Source organism: Mesorhizobium escarrei (genome assembly GCF_935825525.1).
Classification (GTDB): domain Bacteria; phylum Pseudomonadota; class Alphaproteobacteria; order Rhizobiales; family Rhizobiaceae; genus Mesorhizobium; species Mesorhizobium escarrei.
Window position 1 is genome coordinate 80,463 of the sequence record NZ_CAKXZT010000168.1, and the last position, 4,675, is coordinate 85,137.

4 protein-coding genes are annotated in these 4,675 nt (G+C 62.7%); 3 read left to right on the forward strand and 1 reads right to left on the reverse strand.

All coding sequences use genetic code 11. The features are described 5' to 3' along the window. Window positions 1–105: 105 nt before the first annotated feature. Window positions 106–882 carry a VOC family protein gene (locus NMG80_RS31300; protein WP_254021700.1) on the reverse strand — a complete coding sequence of 259 codons (777 nt, stop codon included), beginning with the start codon at window positions 880–882 and terminating at the stop codon, window positions 106–108. A 175-nt stretch (window positions 883–1,057) separates the two neighbouring features. On the opposite strand from NMG80_RS31300, the gene NMG80_RS31305 reads away from it, so the two are divergent. From NMG80_RS31305 to preA, 3 genes are all read left to right on the forward strand, one after another. Beyond that, window positions 1,058–1,774, forward strand: coding sequence for a gamma-glutamylcyclotransferase (locus tag NMG80_RS31305; RefSeq protein WP_254021701.1), 717 nt, complete (start codon window positions 1,058–1,060; stop codon window positions 1,772–1,774). Between the two features lie 140 nt (window positions 1,775–1,914). After that, window positions 1,915–3,279, forward strand: coding sequence for an NAD(P)-dependent oxidoreductase (locus tag NMG80_RS31310; RefSeq protein WP_254021702.1), 1,365 nt, complete (start codon window positions 1,915–1,917; stop codon window positions 3,277–3,279). A gap of 2 nt (window positions 3,280–3,281) precedes the next feature. Then, a complete protein-coding gene (gene preA, locus NMG80_RS31315) occupies window positions 3,282–4,595 on the forward strand; it encodes an NAD-dependent dihydropyrimidine dehydrogenase subunit PreA (RefSeq protein ID WP_254021703.1) in 1,314 nt (437 codons plus the stop codon). The last annotated feature ends 80 nt before the right edge of the window (window positions 4,596–4,675 follow it).

A 4,675-nucleotide genomic window follows, 5' to 3' on the forward strand; every position in this document is an offset into this window, starting at 1 on the left:
GGCGGATCTCCCCCCAAGTGGGGGAGATGTCCGGCAGGACAGAGGGGGGCGCCGTAGAGCGCCAACCGCGACAAACAAAACGCCCTTCGGGTTACGCTTAACCTTTTACCTGACCGGCGCCGTTAGCGCGAAATGAGCACCCTGCGGATCGGTGCACATCACGATCCAGCCGCCTCCGGGGACCTCCATCGGGCCCATCAGGATCTTGCCGCCATTGTCGGTGACGCGCTTGGCCGCCGCGTCGATGGCTGGAACATTGAAATAGAACTGCCAGACTGGCACCGGAACCTGCTCGGGCTTGTTCATCATGCCGCCAACAGGTTCGCCGCCGGCGGCAAAGAGCTGGTAGGTGCCCATCGGTCCCATATCCAGGGCGTCGCCCTTGGTCCAGCCGAATTGCCCGGCATAGAAATCGAACGCGGCGCGCCAGTCGGTCGTGTAAAGTTCATGCCAGCCGATATGGCCGGGAGTAGTAGCCGGCACCGGCGGCTGGTCGGGACCGTCAGGCTGCAGGAAGTTGAAGACCGCGCCTTGCGGATCGGCGACGACGGCAAAGCGGCCGACGCCCGGAATGTCGTCGGGTTCGCGGTGAACGGCGCCGCCGGCCTCCTTCAGCGATTTCGTCGAAGCGTCGACATCCCTGGTGTGGATGTAACCGACCCAGGCCGGCGGCATGCCCATCTTGCGCACTTCGTCCGGCTGCGTCATCAGCCCGCCGACGCCGCGCTCGCCGACATTCATCACGATATAGCGCGGCATGCCGGGCGCGCCGTCGAAGGGCTGCGCCTTCCAGCCGACCACGTCGGTGTAGAATGCCTCCGCGGCGTCGAGGTCGGTGGTCATCAATTCGTACCAGAAGAAGGACATCGGAGAGTTTGGCATTGTCGTGCTCCTTGGGTTTCCAGTCATCGATCATGCGTGGTCCATCTAGGACGGTTTTCGCGACGGAATTCCGACATCTGGGCCAGAAATCGATGGCGGCAAGGCGCCCCTCATTCGTAATCTTGCGCAAGTTGCGGTTTTCGACTTTGCTTGCCGCAACGAGGGTTGTTGATCCATGCGCCGGATGTCGCTCACTTCAGAGCTTGTCGCGCTATGCCATCGGGAGGAGGCCGATCCCGGTCCCGATGGAAGCTGGACGCAGTTAACGGATGAGGATTTCCAGGCCCTTGCGTCGCGGCTATCGGGCGAAGCAGACGCGGGTCCCTTGTGGGTGTTCGCCTATGGCTCGCTGATCTGGAAACCGGCCTTCGAGTCCGTCGAACGACAGCGCGCCACCGCTTTCGGCTGGCATCGGTCCTTCTGCCTCGACATGGTCCGTTGGCGCGGTAGCGCCGAGCAGCCGGGCTTGATGATGGCGCTCGAGCGGGGCGGGCGGTGCAACGGGGTGATCTACCGCTTGCCGGAAGGCGAAAAACCGCTCCAGATCGAAAGACTGTTGCGGCGCGAGATCAGCGATCACGAGAGTATCGGCTCAGTGAGATGGCTTCCCGTGCATACGGCTCAAGGCACGCTCAGGGCGCTGGGCTTCTGGGTCGGTGTGACCGGCAGGGGCACTTCGCTCAATCAGCCCTTGGAAAATGTGGCGCGGGTGCTGGCCAGAGCGTGCGGACATGTCGGATCCGGTGCCGAATATCTCTATAATACCGTCAGTCATCTGGAAGAATTCGGCATTCGCGACCGCAATCTATGGCGGCTGCAGGAACTGGTCGCGAACGAGATCAGGTCGATCCATGGTCGTGCCCCCGGAATGGGCCTCCTGTCTGCGTCGTGATCGCTCGCCCATCTCGAAAACATGAATATAAATATCATATTTTTACTCAGCCTTTTCAGTAACTTGGCTGAAAATTGACCAATTGATAAAAAAACAAAACGTGTTAGCCTTCCCAAAACAACAAGGAATGGGGAAGCGGAATGGCGATTGGTCATTTCAAGCAGGGCATTGCCGGCGGCCGGCTTTCGCCTGAACAATATGCCGACAATTTTTCCGACCTGCATCCGCCGCTCGACCATCACGAGGCTCTGGTCGAGTCCGATCGCTGCTATTTCTGCTATGACGCGCCGTGCATGAACGCATGCCCGACCTCGATCGACATCCCGCTGTTCATTCGCCAGATCTCGACCGGCAATCCGATCGGCTCGGCCAAGACGATTTTCGACCAGAACATTTTGGGCGGCATGTGCGCCCGCGTCTGCCCGACCGAGACGCTGTGCGAAGAGGTCTGCGTACGTGAAGTGGCCGAAGGCAAGCCGGTGCAGATCGGCCGCCTGCAGCGTTACGCCACCGACGTCGCCATGGCTGAGAACAGGCAGTTTTACCCGCGCGCCGCCGCGACCGGCAAGACGATCGCCGTGGTCGGCGCCGGACCGGCCGGGCTTGCCGCCGCGCATCGGCTCGCCCGCCACGGACATGAGGTGACCATCCTGGAAGCTCGCCCGAAAGCCGGCGGCCTCAATGAATATGGCATCGCCGCCTACAAGAGCATCGACAATTTTGCCCAGGCCGAGGTCGATTATGTCACGTCGATCGGCGGCATCGACATCCAGAACGGCAAGGCGCTCGGCCGCGACTACCAGCTGTCGGACCTGACCAGGAATTACGATGCGGTGTTTCTCGGCATGGGGCTTGGCGGCGTCAACGCGCTGCGCGCCGACGGCGAGGACGCGCAAGGCGTCACCAATGCGGTGGAGTTCATCGCCGAGCTTCGCCAGGCCAGTGACCTTGCCAGCCTGCCGGTCGGCCGGCGCGTCGTCGTCATCGGCGGCGGCATGACGGCGATCGACGCGGCGGTGCAATCAAAACTGCTCGGCGCCGAAGAAGTGACGATCTGCTATCGGCGCGGCCAGGAGCACATGAACGCTTCCGAATTCGAGCAGGACCTGGCCGCCGCCAACGGCGTCATCATCCGTCACTGGCTGCAGCCGAAGCGGGTCATTGCCGAAGGCGGCAAGGTCTCGGGCATCGAACTCGAATATACGGCGATGGAAGGCGACAAGCTCGTCGGTACCGGCGAGCGGCTGACGCTCACCGCCGACCAGGTGTTCAAGGCGATCGGCCAGAGCTTTGTCCCGGCTGCGCTCAACGGCAGCGGCGTCTTGCTGGCCCTGGAAGCCGGCCGCATCAAGGTCGATGCCGAAGGCCGCACCTCGTTGCCGAACGTCTGGGCCGGCGGCGATTGCATCTATGGCGGTGACGACCTCACAGTTTCGGCCGTCGCGCAAGGCCGCGACGCGGCCGAATCGATCCACCGGGCACTGACCTCGAACGGGAGGGCATGAGCATGGCAGATATCAGAAACAATTTCGTCGGCATCAAATCGCCGAATCCGTTCTGGCTGGCCTCGGCGCCGCCGACCGACAAGGCCTACAACGTCATCCGTGCCTTTAGGGCGGGCTGGGGCGGCGTTGTCTGGAAGACGCTCGGCGAAGAGGGGCCGCCGGTGGTCAATGTCAACGGCCCGCGCTATGGCGCGATCTGGGGCGCCGACCGCCGCCTGCTCGGCTTGAACAACATCGAGCTGATCACCGACCGTGACCTGCAGGTCAATCTGCGCGAGATCAAGCAGGTCAAGATGGACTGGCCCGACCGCGCCATTGTCGTTTCGCTGATGGTGCCTTGCGAGGAGCATGCCTGGAAGGCGATCCTGCCGGTTGTCGAGGAGACCGGGGCCGACGGCATCGAGCTCAATTTCGGCTGTCCGCACGGCATGTCGGAACGCGGCATGGGTGCCGCCGTCGGCCAGGTGCCGGAATACATCGAAATGGTGGTGCGCTGGTGCAAGGCCAACACCCGCATGCCTGTCATCACCAAGCTGACGCCGAACATCACCGACATACGCAAGCCGGCGCGTGCGGCCCTCGCCGGCGGCACCGACGCGGTGTCGCTGATCAACACCATCAATTCGATCACCGGCGTCAATCTCGATAGTTTCGCACCGGAGCCGACGATCGACGGCAAGGGTTCGCATGGCGGCTATTGCGGCCCGGCGGTGAAGCCGATCGCCATGAACATGGTCGCCGAGATCGCCCGCGATCCGGAAACGCATGGCCTGCCGATCTCCGGCATCGGCGGCATCACCACCTGGCGCGACGCTGCCGAATTCATGGCACTCGGCGCCGGCAATGTGCAGGTGTGCACGGCGGCGATGACCTATGGCTTCAAGATCGTCCAGGAGATGATCGCCGGCCTGGAAAACTGGATGGACGAGAAGGGCCATGCCTCGCTCGACGACATCGTCGGCCGCGCCACGCCCAATGTCACCGACTGGCAATATCTCAACCTCAATTACGTCGCCAAAGCGCATATCGACCAGGAGGCCTGCATCAAATGCGGCCGCTGCCACATCGCCTGCGAGGACACTTCGCACCAGGCGATCACCGCAATCGTCGATGGCGTTAGGCATTTCGAGGTGATCGAGGCCGAATGCGTCGGCTGCAACCTCTGCGTCAATGTTTGTCCGGTCGAGAACTGCATCACCATGGAGCCGCTGGCGGCCGGCGTGATCGACCAGCGCACCGGCAGACCGGTGTCGCCGGTCTACGCCAATTGGACCACGCATCCGAACAATCCGATGGCCAAGGTGGCGGCGGAATAGGGCGGACGGGGTGCAACTTCCCAGAACTAGGGGTTCCTCGCCCCACGAAGTGGGGAGAGGTAACCCAAGTCCTGCAAAGT

Coding starts and splice junctions, on each gene's coding strand:
- NMG80_RS31300 (WP_254021700.1), bottom strand. CDS start 882: ATGCCAAACTCTCCGATGTCCTTCTTCTGGTACGAATTGATGACCACC.
- NMG80_RS31305 (WP_254021701.1), top strand. CDS start 1,058: ATGCGCCGGATGTCGCTCACTTCAGAGCTTGTCGCGCTATGCCATCGG.
- NMG80_RS31310 (WP_254021702.1), top strand. CDS start 1,915: ATGGCGATTGGTCATTTCAAGCAGGGCATTGCCGGCGGCCGGCTTTCG.
- preA (WP_254021703.1), top strand. CDS start 3,282: ATGGCAGATATCAGAAACAATTTCGTCGGCATCAAATCGCCGAATCCG.